Annotated in this window: 1 protein-coding gene; it reads right to left on the bottom strand. The window is 58.2% G+C overall.

The annotated features are described in order from the left end of the window. On the bottom strand, positions 1-1,031 hold a 1,031-nt coding region (locus tag DTL42_RS09665; protein WP_114368529.1), incomplete at its 3' end, for an ISAs1 family transposase. Between the last annotated feature and the right edge of the window lie 87 nt (positions 1,032-1,118).

The following is a 1,118-nucleotide window of genomic DNA, read 5'->3' as shown; positions in this document are numbered from 1 at the left end:
TTTAAAATATTGAGGGCCAGGCGGCGGAACGCGGCGGTGATTTCTGGGGCCTGACCGCGGCGGATGCGGCTGGCGTCTTCGGCAAAAGTTACATCAAGCACCCAGTGTTGGCTATTCTCGATTCGCCAGTGATCTCGAATCAGCCCGGCCAGGTGCTTCACGCGGGGCGGATGACTGCTGATAAAGAAAGACGTTTCGCTCTGCTGCTTGCCGCCTGACTGACGCTCGCGATAAACCATCCCCACCGATCCCAAGTTGGGCCACCGCGCGAAGACATCGTCCTTGGGCGGCTTGATCGTGTAGTAAATGCGAAGTTCTTCGCGGCCGTGCGAACGCTCGCGAGTCGTATGCTTGCGAAGCCCCGGAACTTGGTAATTTCGCTCGCCGAAGTCGGCGAACATCTCGAGCAACTTTCGATGCAGCGTCTCTTGGTTCCCCTTGGCGGTCAGCAGGTAATCGCCGCCGCCAGCGACAATCGCCTGAGCCGTTTCGACCTGGCAATGCATCGCGTCGAGCGTGACCGTAGCCCCGGCCAGTTCCAGCAGTTGCAAAAGCTGAGGCACGGCCGGAATCTCGTTGCTTTTCTGATCGACCGACATCTGCCGCAGGCACAACCGCGATTGAGTCGCAAACGCAGTGATGGTGTGCAAGGCGGATTGCCCGGCCGCTCGATCGAACGAACCGCGCAGCGTCTTGCCGTCGATGGCGATCCCCTGGCCACGCAACGTTCCTGCAAGCTGATCGACCCAGCCGTGTATGGCAGCAAGAAACTGGCCTGTGTCGAGCCGGGCAAACACGCGGCCAAACGTGTCATGGCTGGGAACGCCATGCTCTAGCTTGACGTACCGGCGGAACCAATCCCGCTTCGCATTGGCGAATCGCTCGACATCGGCCCAACTGTTGGCTCCGCAAATCGTGGCCGTGAGAGCCAGAAAAATCATTTCGAGAAGGTCATGATTCTTGCCGCGATCAGCTCTCGGATCGGTAACTTTTACAAACTGTTTGTAAATCAGAGCAGCAGGCCCAGACATCGTTCCCCTCCATGCCAGCAAAAACAGCCGTCACCCATCGACGGCTTGACGAATCAGAGAACAGTGCAATCCTTGAACCAAAACGAC

It is taken from the genome of Bremerella cremea (assembly GCF_003335505.1).
GTDB classification, from domain to species: Bacteria; Planctomycetota; Planctomycetia; order Pirellulales; family Pirellulaceae; genus Bremerella; species Bremerella cremea_A.
The sequence above is the reverse complement of the archived record's forward strand: the minus strand, read 5'-3'. Positions and strand labels throughout refer to the sequence as shown.